This window comes from Streptomyces griseicoloratus (assembly GCF_014534645.1).
Lineage (GTDB): Bacteria > Actinomycetota > Actinomycetes > Streptomycetales > Streptomycetaceae > Streptomyces > Streptomyces griseicoloratus.
In genome coordinates this window covers 1-272 of sequence record NZ_JACVQF010000139.1, presented here as the reverse complement: position 1 = coordinate 272, position 272 = coordinate 1, and the positions used below count along the sequence as shown (strand labels likewise).

General features: G+C 69.1%; 1 protein-coding gene. It reads right to left on the bottom strand.

Annotated features, from left to right (window positions below; translation table 11 throughout):
- Positions 1–272, bottom strand: a 272-nt coding sequence (locus tag H0H10_RS41615) for an RNA-binding protein (protein WP_188179465.1), incomplete at both ends; no start/stop codon positions are given.

Below are 272 nucleotides of genomic sequence, written 5' to 3'. Positions count from 1 at the left end.
GCTGGCCGTAGCCGCCTCCGCCTCCGCCTCCGGAGCGGCGCGACTGGGCCTCGTTGACGGTGATGTTGCGGCCGTCGAGCTCCTTGCCGTTCATCCCCTCGATGGCGTCGCGCATGGCCTGCTCGCTCGAGAACGTCACGAACCCGAACCCGCGCGACCTCCCCGTCTCCCGATCGTTGATGATCTTGGACTCGAGGATCTCGCCGAAGGTGGAGAAGGCGGCTTCGAGGGAGCGGTCGTCGGTGGCCCAGGCGAGGCCGCCGACGAAGCAG